This is a genomic window from Sphingobium sp. JAI105, assembly GCF_015752145.1.
GTDB classification, from domain to species: Bacteria; Pseudomonadota; Alphaproteobacteria; order Sphingomonadales; family Sphingomonadaceae; genus Sphingobium; species Sphingobium xenophagum.
In genome coordinates this window covers 3,499,420-3,518,521 of the sequence record NZ_JADOUC010000001.1, presented here as the reverse complement: position 1 = coordinate 3,518,521, position 19,102 = coordinate 3,499,420, and the positions used below count along the sequence as shown (strand labels likewise).

The following is a 19,102-nucleotide window of genomic DNA, read 5'->3' as shown; positions in this document are numbered from 1 at the left end:
GCGAACAGATGGACGGCAATTTCATCCTGATAACGGTTTTGGTGGCAACCATGTTGGGCATGGCCATCATAGCGTTCGCCGGTCCGTCGCCGGAAAAGGCGCGCAAGCGCCGGGTCGCGATGATCCGCGGCCGTCACAGCGATTCGGCAGAAGCGCTGCTGGAAGCGCGGATGCGCAAGGCGATCACGAACCGGTCGACCGGCGTGGAAGCCAAGATGCTGGTGTCGCTGATCCCCAATCCGGAAAATCTGACCAAGCGGATCAGGATGACCGGCAAGAAATGGACGCTCAGCCAGTATATGACCGCCAGCGCGGGCATATTCCTGCTACTGTCGGCGTTCCTTATGGTGCGCGGCTTTCCGTTCCTCATGGCTGTCATGGTCGGCATGGCCGCCGCTCTGTTCCTGCCGCACTGGTGGGTCAGCCGCCTGATCAAGCAGCGGATCAACCGCTTCAACGCCAAATTCCCCGACGCGCTTGAACTGCTGACGCGCGGCCTGCGCTCCGGCCTCCCCATCGCCGAAACGCTGGGCATCGTGTCGAGCGAAATTCCAGGGCCAGTGGGCGAGGAATTCAAGCTCATCACGGAACGGATCAAGATCGGCAAGACGATGGAGCAGGCGCTTCAGGAAACCGCCGATCGCCTCGGCACGCCCGAATTCCAGTTCTTCGTCATCACGCTCGCGATCCAGCGGGAAACCGGCGGCAACCTGGCTGAAACCCTGTCGAACCTTGCCACTGTGCTGCGCCAGCGCGCGCAGATGAAGCTCAAGATCCGCGCCATGTCGTCGGAATCAAAGGCGTCCGCCTACATTATCGGCTGCCTGCCCTTCCTCGTATTCTTCATGATCTGCTACATCAACTTCAACTATATGAGCCCCTTCTTCACGCCCGATCCGGCGGGCATTTTCGGGCTTTCGCTGATGCAGGTGATCGGCATCGGGGGCATGTGCTGGATGGCGATTGGCGCCTTCATCATGGCCCAGATGGTCAATTTTGAAATCTGATCAGGGATAAGAGACATGGACGCCCCTACCCCTGCCGGCACACTTTTCGGCATGACCGCCACCGATTTTGGCACCTTGCTCGCCGCGCTGGCGACGCTTGCCATGCTGTTCGCCCTTTATGCGATCATGACCGTGCGCGATCCGATGGCCAAGCGGGTCAAGGCGCTTAACGATCGTCGCGAACAGTTGAAGGCGGGCATCACCGCATCGACCGCCAAGCGTCGCGCAAAGCTTGTCCAGCGCAACCAGACGACGGACCATATGCGCTCCTTCCTGTCGAGCCTGAAGGTTCTGCAGGACGACCAGCTCAAGGACGCGCAAATTCGCCTGGCGCAGGCCGGTATCCGGTCAAAGGACATGGCCGTCGCCGTCATCTTTGGCCGCATGATCATGCCGATCGTCATCGGCGGCGCAGCGGCCTTGCTGCTCTATGGCGTCGGCATCCAGCCGGAATGGGGGCCGGTGAAGCGCTTCTTCGCCTTCGCGATCGCGCTGCTGCTTTCCTACAAAGCCCCTGACATCTTCATCGACAACAAGGTGCAGAAGCGCTCCGCCGCGATCCGCAAGGGGTTGCCCGACGCGCTCGACCTGCTGGTCATCTGCGCCGAAGCCGGTCTGACCGTCGATGCCTCCTTCAACCGCGTGGCGCGCGAACTGGGCAAGGCCTATCCTGAGCTTGGCGACGAGTTTCAGTTGACCGCGATTGAACTCAGCTTCCTGACCGAACGGCGCATGGCGTTCGAAAATCTCGCCACCCGCGTCAAGCTGGACGCGGTCAAGGGCGTGGTGACCACCATGATCCAGACAGAAAAATACGGCACCCCGCTCGCTTCGGCGCTGCGCGTGCTGTCCGCCGAATTCCGTCATGAGCGCATGATGCGCGCCGAAGAAAAGGCCGCGCGCCTGCCCGCGATCATGACCGTGCCGCTGATTCTCTTCATTCTGCCGACCCTGTTCGTCGTCATCCTGGGTCCGGCGGCCTGCTCGATCAGCACGGCCTTCTGAAAATTCCGGCGCGCCGCGGCCCGCTGCCGTAGCGTTCCCAACCAAAACGCCCGCTTCCGCCAAAAAAAGGCGGTGGCGGGCGTCGCAATTTGCGGCATATCTTCGGGCAAAAGATATGGAGAAACGGATCGCATGAAAGCTGCCACCATCGCCGTTGCCGCCCTGACCACGGCCATCACCCTGCCCGCTTATGCCGCGCAGCCCGTCATAGGTCGCTGGGCCACTGTCGAGGCCAAAGCCATCGTCAACATCGCCCAGTGCGGCAAAAGTCTCTGCGGCAAAATCGAAAAAATCCTAAAACCCACGCCGGGCCGCCCGAATACCGATGTCGAAAATGCCGACCCGGCGCTGCGCTCCCGCCCACTGGTGGGCCTGCCCCTGCTGACCGGCTTTGGCGACGCCGGCAGTCATTGGAAAGGCACGATCTACGACCCGGAAAGCGGCAAAAGCTACACGTCCAAAATCAGCCGCAACGCCGATGGCACCCTGAAAGTCCAGGGCTGCATCGCCTTCTTCTGCAAGACGCAGACATGGACGGCCGTTCGCTAGGGCAGTGCTGGCGCGCCGCCCTGGCAACAGGGAGTGCCTTGCTACACCCTCATGTCCAGGTCTTTACCGATCCCGACGGCGCGATGATCTGACTGTTGGAGGATGGCAGCCTGACTGAAGGCTGTCCCTCTAGCCCAGGATGAACTCGACCCCGGCCATGGCATGGATCGACGTGCAGTCGTAGATCGGCAGCACATTGGCCTTTACGTCGACGATCAGTTCCAGCTCGGTGCAGGCCAGAACAACCGCCTGCACATCCTGCTTGGCGATGTCGGTCATTTCCGACTTCATATAGCGTTCGGATTCGCGGCTGATCTTGCCGACAGTCAGTTCGTCATAGACGATGCGGTCGATCCGGTCGGCCAGTTCCATGTCGGGGGGCAGCAGCGACACGCCATGCGCAACCAGCCGCTGGCGGTAGAATTTCTCGGTCATCACATTGCGCGTACCGATCAGCGCGGCTTTTTCGACGCCGTCGGCCTGCATCTTCTTGCCGACGCGCTCGGCGATATGCAGGATGGGCACATGCACCGCGCCCTGCACCCGGTCATAGACGCGGTGCATCGAATTCGCGCAGATCAGCAACGCGCCCGCGCCTGCCGTCTCCAGCCGCCGCGCCGCCGCGATCAGCACGTCCGCCGCGCTGTCCCACTCCTCATCGCTGGTGCAGGCCGCAACGGTCGCAAAGTCCAGGCTCTCGATCAGCAGCGGCGCGCTATGCTGCCCGCCACGCGCACGATGCACCGCCTGGTTGATGATCTCATAATAGCGGGCGGTTGACGTCCAGCTAAGACCGCCGATCAGGCCAAGTTTGTGCATTGTCACCCCTATCCCGTCATCCCGGCGAAAGCCGGGATCTCAATTCTCTTCTGCCTGATAGCGAAAGAAAGGTGAGATTCCAGCCTTCGCTGGAATGACGGGAAACAAGGTCGCTATCAGTGCGCGAGTCCCTTGACGATTTCCTCGACCATTTTCTTGGCGTCGGCGAGCAGCATCATGGTGTTGTCCATGTAGAAGACTTCATTGTCGACGCCGGCATAGCCAGCCCCGCCCATGGATCGCTTGACGAACAGCACCGACTTGGCGTTGGCGACGTCCAGAATGGGCATGCCGTAGATGGGCGACGATTTGTCGGTCTTGGCCGCCGGGTTGGTGACGTCGTTCGCGCCGATGACGAAGGCGACGTCGGCCTGGGCGAACTCGCTGTTGATGTCCTCCAGTTCGAATACCTCGTCATAGGAGACATTCGCTTCGGCCAGCAGCACGTTCATATGACCCGGCATACGGCCCGCGACGGGGTGGATCGCATATTTGACCTTCACCCCTTCGGCCTTCAGCAGGTCGCCCATCTCGCGCAGCGCATGCTGCGCCTGGCTCACCGCCATGCCGTAACCCGGCACGATGATGACGCTGTCGGCCTGCTTCATCAGGAACGCGGCGTCCTCGGCCGATCCGCGCTTGTAGGCGCGGTCGATCACTGGCCCGCCTGCGCCTGCCGGTCCCGCATCGGCGCCAAAGCCGCCCGCGATGACGCTGATGAAGCTGCGGTTCATCGCCTTGCACATGATGTAGGACAGGATAGCACCCGACGAGCCCACCAGCGCGCCGGTAATGATCATCGCGCTGTTGCCCAGCGTAAAGCCCATCGCCGCGGCGGCCCAGCCCGAATAGCTGTTGAGCATCGACACAACGACCGGCATGTCCGCCCCGCCGATCGGGATGATCAGCAGGAAGCCGATGATGAAGCTGAGCGCCGTCACCGTCCAGAATATCCACGGGCTCTGGTCGGTCACGAAATAGCCGATCAGCCCCAGGATCGCGGCCAGCGTGCCAAGGTTGATGAGGTGGCGGGCGGGCAGCATGATCGGCTTGCCCGACATATTGCCGTTGAGCTTGAGGAAGGCGATGACCGAGCCGGAGAAGGTGATCGCGCCGATCGCCACGCCCAGCCCCATTTCGATGCGGCTGGCATTGTGGATTTCGCCGGTCACTACGTCCAAAATCCCGAAGGCACCGGGATTGAGGAAGGCGGCTGCGCCGACCAGAACGGCGGCCATGCCGACGAGGCTATGGAACGCCGCCACCAACTGCGGCATGTCCGTCATCGCGATCCGCCGCGCGATGATGAAGCCGATGCCGCCACCGATGACGATGGCACCGATGATTTCAGGCAGGCTCACCACATCATGGGTGTAGAGCGTGGTGGCGACCGCAATCGCCATGCCGATCATGCCCATGCGATTGCCACGACGGCTCGTCGCCGGGCTGGACAGCCCGCGCAGCGCCAGGATGAACAGGACGCCCGCGGCCAGATAAGCCAGGCTCACGCCCCATGGGATCTGTGCGATCTCATGCATCACTTGCGCTCCTTCTTCTTGTACATCGCCAGCATCCGCTCGGTGACCGCAAAGCCGCCGAAGATGTTGACCGATGCAAAGACGACCGCCAGCAGGCCCAGATATTTGGCCGCAGCGCTCCCTGCCTCCGCCGACGCGACCAGCGCGCCCACGATGATGACCGACGAAATGGCGTTGGTAACCGCCATCAACGGCGTATGGAGCGCCGGCGTCACCGACCACACCACATAATAGCCGACAAAACATGCCAGCACGAAAACCGACAGGATGGAAATAAAGTCCATCATCCTACTCCCCGTTCGTCCCGATTTGGCTGCGGGACGCTGGCCTGGACGCGCGCCGCGCGAACAGGCGATTCCCCTATCCGAGCAGCCGCTCGTTCACGACCTTGCCGCCCTGCGTCAGGCGGATGGCGTTGCCGATTTCCTCGTCCAGCACCGGCGCACCCTTGTCCTTGTCCCAGAAGGCGGACAGAAAGTTGAACAGGTTGCGCGAGAAGAGGGCCGAGGCATCGGTGGCCAGCCGCGAAGGCACGTTGCGATGGCCGACAATCTTGACGCCGTGGCGCACGACCACTTCGCCCGCCACTGCGCCCTCGACATTGCCGCCCTGCTCGACCGCCAGATCGACGATCACGCTGCCCGGCTTCATCGACGCGATCTGCGCGTCGGTGATCAGGCGCGGCGCGGGGCGGCCCGGAATCAGCGCGGTGGTGATGACGATGTCCTGCTTGGCGATGTGCGAGGATATGAGCTCGGCCTGCGCCGCCTTATATTCATCCGACATTTCCGTCGCATAGCCGCCGGACCCTTCGCCCTCGATGCCCGCAACCTTCTCCACGAAGATCGCCTTGGCACCCAGCGATTCGATCTGCTCCTTGGTGGCTGCCCGCACGTCGGTCGCGCTCACCTGCGCGCCCAGGCGGCGCGCCGTGGCGATCGCCTGAAGGCCCGCCACGCCCACGCCCATGATGAAGGCGCGTGCGGCAGACACCGTGCCAGCCGCCGTCATCATCATCGGGAAGGCCTTGCCATATTCGCTGGCGGCATCCAGCACCGCCTTATAGCCCGACAGGTTCGACTGGGACGACAATATGTCCATCGACTGCGCGCGGGTGATGCGCGGCATGAATTCCATCGCCAGCGCTTCATAGCCCGCCGCCGCATAGGCATCGACCCGCGCCCGCTCGCCAAAGGGGTTGAGCCCCGCCACGATCCAGGCACCCGGACCAGCGCCGGCAATGCTGGCCACGTCCGGCCCCTGCACGCCCAGCACAATGTCCGCGCCCGCCACCGTCGCGGCCCGATCCCCAACGCTTGCCCCGGCAGCGGCATAGTCCGCATCGGCCACAGACGCCGTCACGCCAGCCCCTGCCTCCACCGCGACCTGCGCGCCAAGACCAATAAATTTCTTCACCGTCTCCGGTGTCGCCGCAACGCGCTGCTCGCCCGATGCTTGCTCCTTCAGTACCGCTATCTTCATTATTATGGCATCCCCTCCTGTTCGTGCGTGATCGGCCTAGCTGGAGATCAGCAGCACCACGAGCGCGGCCACCGCGATCGATGCGATCGTGCCCCACTTCATCACGCCGACAAATCCGGCATAGGTTTCGGTCGCTTTCTTGATATTTCCGTCAGACGCCATGTCCGGTCCCCTTCTGTGGCGGTTGTGGCGAACCTCTTATCCTGTCCCGCGCACCCCCTCAACCCGCACGGGCACAAGAAAATCTTTCGCGGTTAAGGCCGCCTTTACCCCCCGTCCTTACCATAGGTCACCTGTTTCTATTGAGGGGTATAGATGGCGCGCGACGGCATACCGATGCTGATGCTGATCGACGACGAACCGGCGCAAAGACGGCTGGTTTCGGCGCTGGCCGCGCGTGCCGGATGGCGGACGATCTTTGCGGGCGACGGCGAAACCGCGATAGCCACATTGGGCACCCAGGACGGGATGCAGCTAGATGCAATCATTCTTGACCAGTGGAGCCCCGACTATGAACCCGCGGGTCTGATCCGCGAGATTCGCGAACGTCGCCCTGCCTTGCCCATCCTGATTCTCACCGCCCACAATAATGTCGCCGTTGCCGTAGAGGCGATGCGCGCGGGCGCGACCGATTATCTGTCGAAGCCGATCGCGCCCGAACGACTGCTCGCGGCGCTCAACGCGACGATCAGCGAAGGGGCGTCCCATGGCGAGTTGCGCCCGCTCACCGAAAAGATCACCGCTCCCCTCTCTTTCGAGGATGTGGTCGGCTCCGCCCCGCAATTCCGCGCCGCGCTCGCCATCGCGGCCAAGGCGGCGCGCGCCCGCGTGCCGGTCCTGATCGAGGGCGAAAGCGGCGTCGGCAAGGATGTGATCGCGCGCGCCATCCATGCGGCATCCCCCCGCCACAAACAGGCGATGGTCACGGTCAATTGCGGCGCGATCCCCGCCAATCTGGTCGAATCCGAACTGTTCGGCCATGAACGCGGCGCCTTCACAGGCGCGTTCGACCGCCATGTCGGCAAATTCGCCAGCGCCGACACCGGCGCCATCTTCCTGGATGAAGTCAGCGAAATGCCGCTCGACGCACAGGTCAAGCTGTTGCGGGTGCTACAGGATGGCGAAATGCAGCCGATCGGCGCGCGCCGCCCGATCCATGTCGACGTCCGCGTCATCGCCGCCACCAACAAGCGCCTGATCGAGGAAATAGAGGCCGGTCGCTTCCGCGAGGATCTCTATTACCGCCTGAACGTCGTCCAGCTGACCATCCCGCCGCTGCGCGAACGGATGGGGGATATTCCCGCGCTCTGCCGCCATCTGCTGGCGCGAATCGCGACCCAGCCGGGTCTGCGCAGCCTGGGCCTGACCGACGATGCGCTGGCGCTGCTGATGCAGCATGGCTGGCCGGGCAATGTCCGCCAGTTGCAGAACGCGCTCTTCCGCGCCGCCGTCCTGTGCGATGGCGACGCGCTGACGCCGCAGGATTTTCCGCAGATCGCGGCCCAGATCAGGACCGGCGAGCCGATCGACCGCCTCACCATCCGCCCGCGCGCCGCCAGCCAGCCGCACCGCGACGGCGCAGGCATCACCCTGTTCGAAGGCGACGGCCATGTGCGCCAGCTCGCCGAGATCGAAGCCGACGTCATTCGCCTCGCCATCGGTCATTATCGCGGCCGCATGACCGAAGTGGCCCGTCGCCTCGGCATCGGGCGATCGACCCTCTACCGCAAGCTTGCCGAACTGGGCATCGACAGCGCGGCGTAAACCGACGCGCCATCGCCTGCTCCCCATCGCTCGACCGTTGTATTCTCATGCTGCCTATGCTTTGGATCGGCGCATGAAACACGCCGCCCTCACCGCCTGCCTGCCCATCCTGCTCCTCGCCGCCTGCGGCCGCACCGAACCGGTGGCCGACATGCCAAGCCAGGAGGAACTGGCCGCCGCCGCCAATGCCGCCGCTGCCAGCGCGCTGGCCAGCCAACAGGCCGCTGACGAGGCGGAGCCGCGCAATTACGTCAATCTGGAACGCGGTTTTTCGATCAGCTTCCCTGAAGGCTGGACGAAAAATGCGGAGGGCAGCACCGCCGACGGCGCAATCTATGAAGATAAGGGTGCGGGCGCGGACGTGCGCGTATTCTGGCAAAAGAATGACAATGACGAAACGCTCAAGCAGATCGTCGAAGCGGTCAGCAGCGGGGCCGAAGGCGTCGATGGCGATTATATCGGCGAAAATGAATATCGCGGGACCGCCAATGACGGCGAAGGCAATAATGTTGCCGTCCGCCTGCTCAAGCAGCCCAACGGTTCGATCGTGACCGCCACCTTCGTCTATCCCGAAATGCTGAGCGAACAATATCTGCCGATCGTCGACAAGACGCTGGACAGCATGCGCATCTTCCCGCCCAAGGACGAAGCGGCAGCGGCTCCAGCGGAAGCGGCCAACAGCGCAGCCGCCAAGCCGACCGCGCCTTAAATCCCACCTGTGACTTAAATCGCGCTCAACCCCGCGTCAGCCAGCCCGCGCCACAGGTGCAGCGCCTGCACGCTTTCGCGCACATCATGCACCCGCACCATCTGCGCGCCCTGCTCCGCCGCGCGGAACGCCAGCGCGATCGAACCGCCCAGCCGATCGGACGCCGGCGCTTCGTTCGACAGCGCGCCGATCAGCCGCTTGCGACTGCCCGCGAACAGCAGCGGCACGCCCAGCCCCTGAAAGGTCGCAAGGCGGTTGACCAGCGCCAGATTGTCCGCCAGCCCCTTGCCAAAGCCCAGCCCCGGATCAACCATGATCCTGTCGCGGGCAATCCCGGCGGCTAGTGCGGCGGCAACGCGCGCCTCCAGATGGTCGAACACATCCGCCACCACATCGCCATAGCCATCAGGATTGTCGTGCGGATCATCGCCTGCCGATGGCGCGTGCATCAGGATGACGGGACAGCCCGCCGCCACGACCACCTCCATCGCGCGCGGATCATGTTGCAGGGCGCTCACATCATTGACGATCTTCGCGCCTGCGCCCAGCGCCGCCTCCATCACGGCCGCCTTGCGCGTGTCGATCGACACCGGCACGCCAGACGCGGCCAGCCGCTCGATGACCGGCACGACACGGGCGATCTCGTCGCCCTCCCATAATTTTTCCGCGCGCGGCCGGGTGGATTCTCCGCCCACATCGACCAGCGCCGCCCCCGCCGCCGCCATGGCAAAGCCCGCGTCCGCCGCTGCCTGCGGGTCGCCGACATGCTTGCCGCCATCGGAAAAACTGTCGGGCGTGATGTTCAATATCGCCATCACCTGCGGCCCGTCGAAACGGATCGTCCGCTCCCCCAGCACCAGCGGGGCGCGCTGCGCCGAGATATTGACGGCCAGCATCCGCGCCCGCTGCGCCAGCGGTTCGGGCAGGGCCGCGATGGCATCGTCAAACCCCGCGACCGGAACAGTGACCCGCGCCACCCGCTCCCGACCACGCAGGGCGGTCAGTTCATAACCCTGGAACCACAGCAACCCATTGCCCATCCGCGCCGCCGCGCCATCGGGCAGGCCAAAGGGCGACGGCACGAACCAGACCGGGCGCAGGTACAGCCGGGCGTCGGCGGGAATGGTGGGCAGCATCAACTATCCTTCTGACAGGTCCGGCGGCCTGCCCTTAACGCAATCCCGTGCTCCTGCGAAGGCAGGAGCCCAGTTCCGACCCTTCAGGGTAGAACTGTCGGCAGGACTGGGCTCCCGCCTTCGCGGGAGCACCCCGTCATCTTAAGGCTCGTTCGCCAGCAAATAGGTCTGCCGCAGCGTGTCGATCGGCTGCAACTTGCCCTCAACCTCCACATGCCAGAAGGTCCAGCCATTGCAGCTTGGCGCCCCCTGCAAGGTCGCGCCCATCTTGTGGATCGATCCTGTGTCGCTGCCCACGCTCAACGACCCGTCGGCCCTGACCACGGCGGTCCAGCGACGCTTGACGTCGCTCAGCGTCGTGCCGGGGCTCAGATAGCCGGTCTCGACCAGCGTACCGAACGCCACCTTGGGCTGCTGCCGCGCGGTCTGCATGATGGTGAGCGATGATTCATCGAGCGGCAGCGCCGCCTCGATCCGCTCCAGCGCGACTTCGATATAGCTCTCCTCACGCTCGATGCCGATCCATTTGCGCCCCAGCCGCTTGGCCACGGCGCCCGTGGTGCCCGTGCCGAAAAAGGGATCGAGCACCACATCGCCCGGCTTCGTGCAGGACAGCATCACCCGGTAGAGCAGCGATTCCGGCTTCTGCGTCGGGTGCGCCTTGGTCCCGTTGCGCTTCAGTCGCTCCTGTCCGCCACAGATCGGCAATACCCAGTCGGACCGCATCTGCAATTCATCGTTCAGCGTTTTCATCGCTTTGTAATTGAACGTATATTTGGCGTCCTCGCCCTGACTGGCCCAGATCAGCGTCTCATGCGCATTGGTAAAGCGCGTGCCCTTGAAATTGGGCATCGGGTTGGCCTTGCGCCAGATGATGTCGTTCAGGATCCAGAAGCCCTCATCCTGCAACGCCGTGCCGACGCGGAAGATATTATGATAGCTGCCGATCACCCAGATCGTGCCGTTGGGCTTCAATATGCGCCGTGCCTGGGCCAGCCATGCCTTGGTGAAACGGTCATAGGCACCCAGCGTGTCAAACTTGTCCCAGTCATTATCGACCGCGTCCACCCGCCCGCCTTCGGGCCGGAACAGATCGCCACCCAGTTGGAGGTTATAGGGCGGATCGGCAAAGATCATGTCGATGCAGCCATCGGGCAGCTTGGCCATTTCGGCGATGCAGTCGCCGCGCAGCAGGCGATCCGCCTCGATCGTGACTGGTGCGAGCGCAACCGCCTTTTTCCGTCGCGGCGCGACCCGTTCCATGACACCCATAATGCAACCCCCGTTCGTACTGAGGCCCAGCGATGAGTCCTCGGCAGACTCCCGTCAAGATCAGCGACTTAGCGTTAACCTTTCTAAAAATGGTTAACATGGGTCGGAACGAAGCGGGTAGCCACTATATGTTGAGTCGCGGCGGACGAATCGGACTCAATATCGGCCAGTGTGACTCAAAAGACTCAGCCGATCGCCCGCCAGACTTTTTTTGGTTAACGCGTGCGGCATGGGCAAAAATGCCCTCCCGCTTGACCAATTCATAACCTTATGGTTATGCTACGATGATGACAAACAGCGCCAATACCCCCGCCACCATCGACGCCCAGTTCAAGGCTCTGTCGGACGGTACCCGCCGCGCCCTGCTGGAATATCTGGTGCGCGAAGGCGAACAGAGTGTCCACGCCCTGACCGCCATTTCCGGCGTATCCCAGCCGATGGTGTCGCGCCACATGGCCAAGCTCAAGGGCGCCGCGCTCGTGACCGCCCGCCGCACGGGCCGCGAAACCTGGTATAGCGCCAGGGCAAAGGGGCTGGCCCCGGTGGTGCAATGGATGGCCGTCTATGGCGCGCTCTGGTCGCAACGCTTCACCGCGCTCGACGGACTGGGCGAATAATTGCGCTGGCGTCATGACGGCGCGGAACGCAGCCTGACAAGGCGCGTTGCCCCGTCATGGAACACCGTCCCCTCATCGAACGCCTGGCCCGCCATCTCGCCGCCACGCCTGACGACTGGCCCTCCCATGTCGAGGATGCCGCCAGCCTATTGGCGATCCTGAAACAGCCCGACGACGCCATGCGCGCGGCCGGGGACGCTGGCATGTGGGAAAGCATGATCGATGCGGCGCTGCGCGAACGCTGGACGGTCACCCAGCCAGCCGCCGACGATCACCCCCCCGCCGGCGCTGACGAGGAAGGCGAGTTCCGCCTGCCCCCCGATGCGGTCGGCGGCAACCGGGCCGACTGGGTCCATCTGCAAGAACCAAAGGAGAGAGCGCCATGAAGGGTCTGCTCAAACTCGCCATCGTCACCGGGCTTGGCGCATTTGCGGTAAAGGGATGGCGCGACTGGATGGGCACCGCGCAGCCGCTTGACGATCGCGGGCCGGTGGGTTCGTCGGGCGTCGTCCGCGACGCCGGGCCGCAGGGGGAAACGGCAGCGCGCGACTGGGACATGGTCGACGAACAGTCCGACGAATCCTTCCCCGCCAGCGACCCTCCGGGCAACTATTGAAAAAGCTGAAATACTGCCGCTCGCCCTTGCTTGCCCCTGCCCCGCCTGCCCCCTATTGAGGCGGCATGACGGGCGGTCGATGCACCGGCCCAAACAGGGGAATCACTGTCTATGCCTTCGGGTCTGATCGCGCTGCTCGATGATGTGGCGGGCATTGTTAAGCTGACCGCGACCTCGCTGGACGATGTCGCCGCCGCCGCTGGCAAGGCGGGCACCAAGGCCGCGGGCGTGGTGATCGACGATACCGCCGTCGCCCCGCGCTATGTCATGGGCCTGACCCCGGATCGCGAACTGCCGATCATCTGGAAAATCGCCAAGGGATCGCTGCGCAACAAGCTGCTCTTCCTGCTGCCCGCCGCGCTGCTGATCAGTGCGGTCGCGCCCTGGCTGCTGCCCCCTCTCCTCATGCTGGGCGGCGCATTCTTGTGTTATGAAGCGGCAGAAAAGCTGCTGGAGGCTGTGCAGGGCGGCCATGATGTCGCCAAGGAAGCGCTGGAAACCCTCAACTCGACCGAACTTGAAAACCAGAAAGTGTCGAGCGCGATCCGCACCGACTTCATCCTGTCGGGCGAGATCATGGCCATTTCGCTCGGCACCGTCGCATCCGAACCGATCTGGGAACAGGCGCTCATCCTCGTCGTCGTCGCCATCCTGATTACCGCGGGCGTCTATGGCGTTGTCGGCTTCATCGTGAAGATGGACGATATCGGCCTCCATCTGGCCACCCGCGCCTCAGCCATGTCCCGTGCGATCGGGCGCGGCCTGGTCAAGGCGATGCCGGTGCTGATGCGCATATTGGCGGTCGTGGGCACCGCCGCGATGCTGTGGGTCGGCGGCGGCCTGATCGTCCATGGCCTGCACGAATTCCACTGGGATGCGATCCCCGGCACGATCCACCACGCAGCGCAGGCCGCCGCCAGCGCCCTGCCCACTGTCGGCCCGCTGGTCGACTGGACCGTGAACGCGATTGGCGGCGCGATTGTCGGGCTGATCGTCGGCGGCATCATCGTCGCCGCGCTGCACCTGTTCAAGAAGCATTGACGTTTCGCAAGGGTCTCACGCGATCGGCCCTTTGACAATTCCGTTCGCGCTGAGCCTGTCGAAGCCCTGTCTTTCCTGAGAAGGAGGACGCCCCTTCGACAGGCTCAGGGCGAACGGAGCCCATATCCTCCCGGCGCAAAAACATGGCACTTATCCACCCCTCCCCCTGGCGTATCGAAGCCGCCGCGCTTGTCGCCCTCGCGCTGCCGATGATCGCGGGCAATATCGCCTGGTCGGCGATTGCCGCGACGGATCTGTTGCTGCTGGGCCGCCTGGGGGCGGAGGCTGTCGCGGCGGGCGCGCTCGCCATCAACCTGTTTCATGCGCTGCTGCTGTTCGGCATGGGGCTGGTCACTGCCGCATCGCCATTGATCGCCAGCGAACGGGGCCGCCGCCGCCATTCGGTGCGCGACGTGCGCCGCACCGTTCATCAAACGCTGCGCGCCGCCACGCTGTTCGTCATCCCCGCCTGGGCGATATTGTGGCAGAGCGAGGCGATCCTGCTCGCCATGGGGCAGGACGCGGATCTTGCCCATGGCGCGGGCCGGCTGATGCGCGGCCTGCAATGGGCGCTGCTGCCTTTCCTGGGCTTTACCACGCTGCGCACCTTCATCGCCGCGCTGGAGCGCCCGGTCTGGGGTCTGCTGATCATGCTGGCCGCCGTCCCGTTCAATATCCTGGCGGGCTGGGCGCTCATCTTCGGTCATCTGGGCTTTCCCCCGCTCGGCCTGTTCGGCGCCGGGCTGGCCAGCACTGCCTCCTCCTGCTTTCTCTTCTTCGGCTTGCTCGCGGTCATCCTGATCGACCGCCGCTTTCGCCGCTACTGGCTGGTCGGCCGCTTCTGGACGCGCGACCGCGAACGCCACCGGCAGGTCTGGGCGCTGGGCCTGCCCATTGCCATTACCCTGGGCTTTGAAACCACCGTGTTCAATGCATCGGCCCTGCTCATGGGCCTGATCGACCGCGATTCGCTCGCCGCCCATGCCGTCGCGATCCAGATCGCGGCGCTGGTGTTCATGGTCCCCATGGGCATCGGCCAGGCAGCGACGATCCGCGTCGGCCTTGCCTATGGCCGCCACGATCGCGCGGGCGTCGGCCGTGCGGGCTGGCTCGCCCTCTTCCTTGGCACCGGCTTTGCCTGCTGCGCCGCGCTTGCCCTCATCCTCATGCCGCGCACGCTCGTCTCGGCCTTTCTCGACCTGCACGATCCCGCCAATGCCCGCACTGTCCAGCTCGCTGTCAGCTTCCTCGCAGTCGCCGCATTATTCCAACTGGTCGACGCGGCGCAGGCGGTGGGCGCTGGCGTGTTGCGCGGGGTGCAGGACACCAGAGTGCCGATGATCTTCGCGATGATCGGCTATTGGCTCGTCGGCATTGGCGTTGGCGCTATCCTTGCCTTTCCGCTGCGGATGGCTGGGCTGGGCATCTGGCTGGGCCTGGCCGCCGGCCTGGGGTCCGTCGCCATCCTGCTGGTCACACGCTGGAGCCTGCGCGAGCGGCTGGGGCTGGTGTAACGCCGACAGGATTGCGTTGCAGGACAATGGTGCAGCGCACAAAGCAATTGATCGAATCGGACAAATCGGTCAGATATGCGTCATTATGCAAGCCCCGACCGAGATTTTCGAAGCGATCGCGCTCCAGAAGTGCCTGCTGGTGACCTACAACAAGATGGTCGTCACCCTGGCCCCGCACATCCTCTATACGCGCCATGATGAAATGTTCATCGACGCCGTGACCGTGGACCGCGACGGCAGGCCACCGCGCGAACTCAAACTCGGCACCTTCAAGCTGGTGGGTCTGTCCGACATCAAGGTGCTGGACGAACCGTTTGAGGCGATGCACGGCCTCTACGACCAGAATGACGACAAATATCGGGGCGTCACCCTGTTCGCCGTCGCGCCGGAGAGCGCCGCCGCCTGATTGGCGGGCGGTTGCCCATCACACATTACCCGTTCGCCCTGAGCGAAGTCGAAGGGCTCTGCTGAGCCGCAGGCGAAGCTGCTTCGCTCCGCTCAGCACAAGGCTTCGACTTCGCTCAGCCCGAACGGAATAAGACGTGACAACGCCTCACTTCTTCAACCGATAGCCCGTCCTGAACATCCAGCCGATGATCCCCAGGCAGATGGCCAGCATCCCCGCGACGAAGATCAGGCTGAACTCGATGCCCACATCGCCCTTGCCAAAAAAGGTCCAGCGGAAACCTGAGATCAGATAGACGATCGGGTTGAACAGGGTGATGGTGCGCCACGGCTCGGCCAGCATCTGCACGGAATAAAAGGCGCCGCCCAGAAACGTCATCGGCATGATCAGCAGCATCGGGATCACCTGCAACTGCTCGAAACTCTGCGCCCATATGCCCAATATGAAGCCGAACAGGCAGAAGCTGACGGCGATCAGGATCATGAAACCCACCATCGCCAACGGGTGCGCCACCGGCACGTCGACGAACAGATGGGCCGTCAGGAAGATGATGGTGCCGATGATCAGCGACTTGGTCGCCGCGGCCCCCACATAGGCGATGATCGTCTCAGTCGCGGACACGGGTGCGGACAGCAATTCATAGATGGTGCCGGTGAATTTGGGCATGTAGATGCCGAAACTGGCGTTGAAGATGCTTTCGGTGAACATCGCCATCATGATCAGGCCGGGCACGATGAAGGCGGCATAGGGGATACCGTCCACCTCCGTCATCCGCGACCCAATCGCCCCGCCGAACACCACGAAATAGAGCGTCGTCGTGATCACCGGCACCAGCAACCCGGTCAGCAGCGTCCGGCGGAAACGGTGCAGTTCGAATTTGTAGATGGCGGCAATGGCACGCAGGTTGGACAGGCTCATGCCGCTTTCTCCTGATGCACCAACGCCACGAATATATCCTCCAGGCTGCTCTGCGCCGTGTTCAGATCCTTGTACCCGATGCCAAGGTCGCCCAGCCGCCGCAGCAGCGACGACACGCCGGTCCGCTCCGCCTGCGTATCGAAAATATATTCGATCTCCTGGCCGTCGCCTTTCAACGTCACGTCCCACTCCGCCAGTTCGGCCGGCACCGCATCCAGCCGCTCGGCCAGCACGACGGTCAACGTTTTCTTGCCCAGCTTCTTCATCAGCGCGGTCTTGTCCTCGACCAGCATCAACTCGCCCCGGTTGATCACCCCCACCCGGTCGGCCATTTCCTCGGCCTCCTCGATATAGTGGGTGGTCAGGATGATGGTGACGCCGGTTTCGCGCAACTGGCCGATCAGCTTCCACATGTCGCGGCGCAACTCCACGTCCACGCCAGCGGTCGGCTCGTCCAGAAACAGCACGCGCGGCTCATGGCTCAGCGCCTTGGCGATCATCACCCGGCGCTTCATGCCGCCCGACAGTTCCAATATCTTGGCGTTGCGCTTGTCCCACAGCGACAGGTCGCGCAATATTTTCTCGACATGGGCCGGATTGCGCGGCTTGCCGAACAAGCCCCGGCTGAACGTCACCGTGTCGATCACCCGTTCGAACTGGTCGGTGGACAATTCCTGCGGCACCAGCCCGATGGCCGCGCGCGCGCCGCGATAGTCGCGCACGATGTCATGCCCGGCCACCTTCACGCTGCCGCTGCTCGCCCGCGCAATGCCGCAGATGATGGAGATCATCGTCGTCTTGCCCGCGCCGTTCGGCCCCAGCAGCGCGAAAATCTCGCCTTCCTCGATGGTCAGGTCGACGCCATTGAGCGCCTTGAAGCCCGACGCATAGGATTTGGTCAGGCCTTCAATTTCAATGATGGATGCCATGGGTGGCTTTGCCCCTTTTGCGTTGCGGCAAAGATAGGAAGCCGATTGCCAAACGCAACCTATCTACCACCCTCTATGCGTCGCGGCGCGTGAACCGGAATACCGTTGCGGGCGGAAAGTTGCGTACCGTCTGTCCGGCGCGCTCGACATCCAGGTCCAGCGCGTCGATCACGTCGCGGCTCACCGGCGGGCGCATCGAATAGGTAAATTGCACGAAACTGCCGCCCGGCTGCAACATGCGGAAGGATTCGGACAAAATATCATAATGCACGTGCCGGTCCATCGCCAGCAGCGGCAGGCCGCTCACCACCGTCTGATAGGTGCCCGGCTCTCCCGCTGCCGCCGTCGACACGATCTGCGCGGGGGTTTCCAGCACCGAAACATTGGGAAAATGCCGCCGCAACCCGCGCGCGAAGGCCGGGTTGATCTCGACCACCTCCAGCTTTTCGGGCGGCAGGCCGGTCCCCAATATCGCGCGCGTGAACACGCCCGTGCCCCCGCCCAGCTCCAGCACCCGGCCATCGGTCGGGTCGATCTGCGCCACCATCAAGCGCGCCAGATAGCGGCTGCTCGGCACGACCGAAGCGGTCTGGCGCGGCTTTTGCACCCAGGCCGCCAGAAAATCGAGATATTCGGTGGCGCGGGCGCGAAACTCCGCGCGCGGCAAAGCGATTGCCCGGCTCCGCTTGGGCTTATGCTGCATGGGCGAAATGCGACCGCTCTCTATCCATCCCGACTCCCTTAACGAGCCAGAGCCGCCCCGTCGATTGGCTTTATGAGCGATTTCCGTCCGGTGGTGTCACCCGACGGGCGGGAGCCTTCAGGCCAGCGAATGTCCAGCGCGATGGCCGGACAATGTGTCGATGCGCTCCTGCAGCCATTGCGCCACCGCCGCGATCCGCGCCAGCTTGCGCAGGTCGCCATGCATGACCAGCCAGAAACTGCGGACGATCTCCACCTGATCGGGCATCAACTGCACCAGCGCAGGGTCGCGCCGTCCGATAAAGTCGGGCAAAACGCCGATCCCCGCCCCTTCCGCGATCATCCGCTGCTGCATGATGATGCTGGTCGATCGCAATGTCGCCTCCAGCCCCGCCTCCACCTCGTCCAGATAATCCAGTTCGGGCGAGAAGATGAATTCGGGCACATAGCCGATCAGCGTATGGTCCCGCAGCTGCGCCGCCCGGCCCGGACGCCCCGCCCGCGCCAGATAATCGGGCGATGCATAGAGGTGCAGCCGATAATCCCCCAGCCGCCGTACCAGCAACCGCCCGCGCTGCGGCCGCGCCAGCATCACCGCCATGTCCGCCTCTCGCTTGGACGGATTGAGAAAGCCCGACGCGGTGATCAGGTCCAGCCTTATGCCCGGATGCCGCCGGTTGAAATCGCCCATGCCCGGCGCCAGCACCCAGGTGCCGAACCCTTCCGCCACCGACAAACGCACCTGCCCCGCCAGCCGATGCTCCTGCCCCTGCGCATCCTCCATCGCCGCCAGCGCCGCGCTTTCCGCCGCTTCGGCATGGCCCAGCAATTCCTGCCCCCGCGCCGTCAGCGTCCGTTCGCCAACGCCAAGCTCGAACAGTTCGGCCCCCAGCGCCTTTTCCAGCCGCGCCAGCCGCCGGGCGATGGTCGTCGCGTCGATCCCCAGCGAACGCGCCGCCGGGGCGACCTTGCGCGCCCGCGCCACCGCCAGAAATACGCGCAGATCATCCCAATCGAACATTGCCGCCACCACCTGCATATTTGCAGCGCGGCTATGCAAGACTTCCCCATTGCTTGC

22 protein-coding genes are annotated in these 19,102 nt (G+C 63.9%); 11 read left to right on the top strand and 11 right to left on the bottom strand.

All coding sequences use genetic code 11. The features are described from left to right. Window positions 1–8: 8 nt before the first annotated feature. The 3 genes from IWY39_RS17120 to IWY39_RS17110 all read left to right on the top strand — a co-directional run bounded on the left by IWY39_RS17120 (window position 9) and on the right by IWY39_RS17110 (window position 2,561). The gene (locus IWY39_RS17120; RefSeq protein ID WP_107123653.1) at window positions 9–1,007 is read left to right on the top strand and encodes a type II secretion system F family protein; all 999 of its coding nucleotides are present in this window, start codon (window positions 9–11) and stop codon (window positions 1,005–1,007) included. 15 nt (window positions 1,008–1,022) lie between these two features. After that, window positions 1,023–2,012, top strand: a complete 990-nt coding sequence (locus IWY39_RS17115) for a type II secretion system F family protein (protein WP_026002207.1) — start codon at window positions 1,023–1,025, stop codon at window positions 2,010–2,012. 132 nt (window positions 2,013–2,144) lie between these two features. Continuing rightward, complete coding sequence (locus IWY39_RS17110) at window positions 2,145–2,561, top strand: DUF2147 domain-containing protein (protein ID WP_107123654.1); 417 nt, start codon at window positions 2,145–2,147, stop codon at window positions 2,559–2,561. Window positions 2,562–2,690: 129 nt separating this feature from the next. On the opposite strand, the gene IWY39_RS17105 is transcribed toward IWY39_RS17110, so the two are convergent. The 5 genes from IWY39_RS17105 to IWY39_RS17085 all read right to left on the bottom strand — a co-directional run bounded on the left by IWY39_RS17105 (window position 2,691) and on the right by IWY39_RS17085 (window position 6,562). Beyond that, window positions 2,691–3,380 (bottom strand): aspartate/glutamate racemase family protein, encoded by a 690-nt coding sequence (locus IWY39_RS17105; RefSeq protein ID WP_017182059.1) that lies wholly within the window; start codon window positions 3,378–3,380, stop codon window positions 2,691–2,693. Between the two features lie 116 nt (window positions 3,381–3,496). Then, a complete protein-coding gene (locus IWY39_RS17100) occupies window positions 3,497–4,918 on the bottom strand; it encodes an NAD(P)(+) transhydrogenase (Re/Si-specific) subunit beta (RefSeq protein WP_107123655.1) in 1,422 nt (473 codons plus the stop codon). Beyond that, complete coding sequence (locus tag IWY39_RS17095; RefSeq protein ID WP_006950157.1) at window positions 4,918–5,202, bottom strand: proton-translocating transhydrogenase family protein; 285 nt, start codon at window positions 5,200–5,202, stop codon at window positions 4,918–4,920. The genes IWY39_RS17100 and IWY39_RS17095 overlap by 1 nt, the downstream gene beginning before the upstream one ends. A gap of 76 nt (window positions 5,203–5,278) precedes the next feature. Further along, window positions 5,279–6,400 (bottom strand): NAD(P) transhydrogenase subunit alpha, encoded by a 1,122-nt coding sequence (locus IWY39_RS17090; RefSeq protein WP_107123656.1) that lies wholly within the window; start codon window positions 6,398–6,400, stop codon window positions 5,279–5,281. Between the two features lie 36 nt (window positions 6,401–6,436). Further along, window positions 6,437–6,562, bottom strand: coding sequence for an aa3-type cytochrome c oxidase subunit IV (locus IWY39_RS17085; protein WP_017182055.1), 126 nt, complete (start codon window positions 6,560–6,562; stop codon window positions 6,437–6,439). Between the two features lie 153 nt (window positions 6,563–6,715). Between IWY39_RS17085 and IWY39_RS17080 the strand changes: the two genes are divergently transcribed. Continuing rightward, window positions 6,716–8,164 carry a sigma-54-dependent transcriptional regulator gene (locus tag IWY39_RS17080; RefSeq protein ID WP_107123657.1) on the top strand — a complete coding sequence of 483 codons (1,449 nt, stop codon included), beginning with the start codon at window positions 6,716–6,718 and terminating at the stop codon, window positions 8,162–8,164. A 73-nt stretch (window positions 8,165–8,237) separates the two neighbouring features. Then, the gene (locus IWY39_RS17075; protein ID WP_107123658.1) at window positions 8,238–8,873 is read left to right on the top strand and encodes a hypothetical protein; all 636 of its coding nucleotides are present in this window, start codon (window positions 8,238–8,240) and stop codon (window positions 8,871–8,873) included. A gap of 14 nt (window positions 8,874–8,887) precedes the next feature. Here IWY39_RS17075 and folP read toward each other — a convergent pair whose 3' ends face one another. Beyond that, window positions 8,888–10,009 (bottom strand): dihydropteroate synthase, encoded by a 1,122-nt coding sequence (gene folP / locus IWY39_RS17070; RefSeq protein ID WP_107123659.1) that lies wholly within the window; start codon window positions 10,007–10,009, stop codon window positions 8,888–8,890. A 141-nt stretch (window positions 10,010–10,150) separates the two neighbouring features. Next, window positions 10,151–11,281: a site-specific DNA-methyltransferase gene (locus IWY39_RS17065; RefSeq protein ID WP_017182051.1), complete on the bottom strand. Its 1,131-nt coding sequence runs from the start codon at window positions 11,279–11,281 to the stop codon at window positions 10,151–10,153. A 284-nt stretch (window positions 11,282–11,565) separates the two neighbouring features. Between IWY39_RS17065 and IWY39_RS17060 the strand changes: the two genes are divergently transcribed. The 6 genes from IWY39_RS17060 to IWY39_RS17035 all read left to right on the top strand — a co-directional run bounded on the left by IWY39_RS17060 (window position 11,566) and on the right by IWY39_RS17035 (window position 15,475). Next, window positions 11,566–11,898, top strand: coding sequence for an ArsR/SmtB family transcription factor (locus IWY39_RS17060; protein ID WP_107123660.1), 333 nt, complete (start codon window positions 11,566–11,568; stop codon window positions 11,896–11,898). Window positions 11,899–11,954: 56 nt separating this feature from the next. Next, on the top strand, window positions 11,955–12,284 hold the full coding sequence (locus IWY39_RS17055) for a hypothetical protein (RefSeq protein ID WP_107123661.1): 330 nt from the start codon (window positions 11,955–11,957) through the stop codon (window positions 12,282–12,284). Further along, window positions 12,281–12,514: a hypothetical protein gene (locus IWY39_RS17050; RefSeq protein WP_017182048.1), complete on the top strand. Its 234-nt coding sequence runs from the start codon at window positions 12,281–12,283 to the stop codon at window positions 12,512–12,514. Before IWY39_RS17055 ends, IWY39_RS17050 begins: the two co-directional genes overlap by 4 nt. A gap of 111 nt (window positions 12,515–12,625) precedes the next feature. Next, window positions 12,626–13,555, top strand: coding sequence for a DUF808 domain-containing protein (locus IWY39_RS17045; RefSeq protein WP_107123662.1), 930 nt, complete (start codon window positions 12,626–12,628; stop codon window positions 13,553–13,555). A gap of 143 nt (window positions 13,556–13,698) precedes the next feature. Continuing rightward, window positions 13,699–15,069: an MATE family efflux transporter gene (locus IWY39_RS17040; RefSeq protein ID WP_107123663.1), complete on the top strand. Its 1,371-nt coding sequence runs from the start codon at window positions 13,699–13,701 to the stop codon at window positions 15,067–15,069. A gap of 85 nt (window positions 15,070–15,154) precedes the next feature. Continuing rightward, window positions 15,155–15,475, top strand: coding sequence for a hypothetical protein (locus IWY39_RS17035; RefSeq protein WP_017182045.1), 321 nt, complete (start codon window positions 15,155–15,157; stop codon window positions 15,473–15,475). A gap of 147 nt (window positions 15,476–15,622) precedes the next feature. On the opposite strand, the gene IWY39_RS17030 is transcribed toward IWY39_RS17035, so the two are convergent. The 4 genes from IWY39_RS17030 to IWY39_RS17015 form a co-directional block, all read right to left on the bottom strand. Next, the gene (locus tag IWY39_RS17030) at window positions 15,623–16,393 is read right to left on the bottom strand and encodes an ABC transporter permease (protein WP_017182044.1); all 771 of its coding nucleotides are present in this window, start codon (window positions 16,391–16,393) and stop codon (window positions 15,623–15,625) included. After that, a complete protein-coding gene (locus tag IWY39_RS17025) occupies window positions 16,390–17,322 on the bottom strand; it encodes an ABC transporter ATP-binding protein (protein ID WP_107123664.1) in 933 nt (310 codons plus the stop codon). The genes IWY39_RS17030 and IWY39_RS17025 overlap by 4 nt, the downstream gene beginning before the upstream one ends. Before the next feature lie 73 nt (window positions 17,323–17,395). Further along, complete coding sequence (locus IWY39_RS17020) at window positions 17,396–18,025, bottom strand: class I SAM-dependent methyltransferase (protein ID WP_019051454.1); 630 nt, start codon at window positions 18,023–18,025, stop codon at window positions 17,396–17,398. A gap of 117 nt (window positions 18,026–18,142) precedes the next feature. After that, a complete protein-coding gene (locus IWY39_RS17015) occupies window positions 18,143–19,045 on the bottom strand; it encodes a LysR family transcriptional regulator (RefSeq protein WP_107123766.1) in 903 nt (300 codons plus the stop codon). Window positions 19,046–19,102: the final 57 nt, after the last annotated feature.

Excerpts from the sequence above, each read along its gene's own strand:
- IWY39_RS17120 (WP_107123653.1), top strand. The coding sequence starts at position 9 with ATGGACGGCAATTTCATCCTGATAACGGTTTTGGTGGCAACCATGTTG.
- IWY39_RS17115 (WP_026002207.1), top strand. The coding sequence starts at position 1,023 with ATGGACGCCCCTACCCCTGCCGGCACACTTTTCGGCATGACCGCCACC.
- IWY39_RS17110 (WP_107123654.1), top strand. The coding sequence starts at position 2,145 with ATGAAAGCTGCCACCATCGCCGTTGCCGCCCTGACCACGGCCATCACC.
- IWY39_RS17105 (WP_017182059.1), bottom strand. The coding sequence starts at position 3,380 with ATGCACAAACTTGGCCTGATCGGCGGTCTTAGCTGGACGTCAACCGCC.
- IWY39_RS17100 (WP_107123655.1), bottom strand. The coding sequence starts at position 4,918 with ATGCATGAGATCGCACAGATCCCATGGGGCGTGAGCCTGGCTTATCTG.
- IWY39_RS17095 (WP_006950157.1), bottom strand. The coding sequence starts at position 5,202 with ATGGACTTTATTTCCATCCTGTCGGTTTTCGTGCTGGCATGTTTTGTC.
- IWY39_RS17090 (WP_107123656.1), bottom strand. The coding sequence starts at position 6,400 with ATGAAGATAGCGGTACTGAAGGAGCAAGCATCGGGCGAGCAGCGCGTT.
- IWY39_RS17085 (WP_017182055.1), bottom strand. The coding sequence starts at position 6,562 with ATGGCGTCTGACGGAAATATCAAGAAAGCGACCGAAACCTATGCCGGA.
- IWY39_RS17080 (WP_107123657.1), top strand. The coding sequence starts at position 6,716 with ATGGCGCGCGACGGCATACCGATGCTGATGCTGATCGACGACGAACCG.
- IWY39_RS17075 (WP_107123658.1), top strand. The coding sequence starts at position 8,238 with ATGAAACACGCCGCCCTCACCGCCTGCCTGCCCATCCTGCTCCTCGCC.
- folP (WP_107123659.1), bottom strand. The coding sequence starts at position 10,009 with ATGCTGCCCACCATTCCCGCCGACGCCCGGCTGTACCTGCGCCCGGTC.
- IWY39_RS17065 (WP_017182051.1), bottom strand. The coding sequence starts at position 11,281 with ATGGGTGTCATGGAACGGGTCGCGCCGCGACGGAAAAAGGCGGTTGCG.
- IWY39_RS17060 (WP_107123660.1), top strand. The coding sequence starts at position 11,566 with ATGATGACAAACAGCGCCAATACCCCCGCCACCATCGACGCCCAGTTC.
- IWY39_RS17055 (WP_107123661.1), top strand. The coding sequence starts at position 11,955 with ATGGAACACCGTCCCCTCATCGAACGCCTGGCCCGCCATCTCGCCGCC.
- IWY39_RS17050 (WP_017182048.1), top strand. The coding sequence starts at position 12,281 with ATGAAGGGTCTGCTCAAACTCGCCATCGTCACCGGGCTTGGCGCATTT.
- IWY39_RS17045 (WP_107123662.1), top strand. The coding sequence starts at position 12,626 with ATGCCTTCGGGTCTGATCGCGCTGCTCGATGATGTGGCGGGCATTGTT.
- IWY39_RS17040 (WP_107123663.1), top strand. The coding sequence starts at position 13,699 with ATGGCACTTATCCACCCCTCCCCCTGGCGTATCGAAGCCGCCGCGCTT.
- IWY39_RS17035 (WP_017182045.1), top strand. The coding sequence starts at position 15,155 with ATGCAAGCCCCGACCGAGATTTTCGAAGCGATCGCGCTCCAGAAGTGC.
- IWY39_RS17030 (WP_017182044.1), bottom strand. The coding sequence starts at position 16,393 with ATGAGCCTGTCCAACCTGCGTGCCATTGCCGCCATCTACAAATTCGAA.
- IWY39_RS17025 (WP_107123664.1), bottom strand. The coding sequence starts at position 17,322 with ATGGCATCCATCATTGAAATTGAAGGCCTGACCAAATCCTATGCGTCG.
- IWY39_RS17020 (WP_019051454.1), bottom strand. The coding sequence starts at position 18,025 with ATGCAGCATAAGCCCAAGCGGAGCCGGGCAATCGCTTTGCCGCGCGCG.
- IWY39_RS17015 (WP_107123766.1), bottom strand. The coding sequence starts at position 19,045 with ATGTTCGATTGGGATGATCTGCGCGTATTTCTGGCGGTGGCGCGGGCG.